The sequence below is a fragment of the Paenibacillus sp. 05T425 genome (assembly GCF_056396205.1).
This window is the reverse complement of record NZ_JBFTLA010000092.1, coordinates 1-458: the sequence shown is the minus strand read 5'-3', so window position 1 is coordinate 458 and position 458 is coordinate 1. Positions and strand designations below refer to the sequence as shown.

The following is a 458-nucleotide window of genomic DNA, read 5'->3' as shown; positions in this document are numbered from 1 at the left end:
CACCACCACCGCGCGGTTGTTCCACTTCCCCGGTGGCGGTGAGCTGATCGACTCTCCGGGTATCCGCGAGTTCGGCCTGGGTCACGTCAGCCGTGCCGACGTCGAAGCCGGCTTCATCGAGTTCAACGACCTGCTCGGCACCTGCCGCTTCCGCGACTGCAAACACGACCGCGAACCGGGCTGCGCCCTGCTCAAGGCCCTGGAAGATGGCCGCGTGCAGCAGCAACGGATGAACAGCTACCGGTCGATCATCGCCAGCTTGCCTGAAAACAGCTATTAAACAGACGCTCCAGCCGCCCCGACATTAACGGGACGGCTGGCCGCTCGTAACCACCTACAAAACAACCTACAAAACAACCCGTCGACTTAAACATCAGATATTTCTGTAGGGCGTCCGCACGCCTGTTTGAAGGGCACTTCTCTTTCACCGCGAAGCCCTTGTTTCGGCCATTCAACTG

At 59.8% G+C, this 458-nt stretch carries 1 pseudogene; it reads left to right on the top strand.

The features are described from left to right. Window positions 1-280: pseudogene (locus AC1DF0_RS32225) on the top strand (hypothetical protein); the annotation flags it as partial. Window positions 281-458 lie beyond the last annotated feature (178 nt).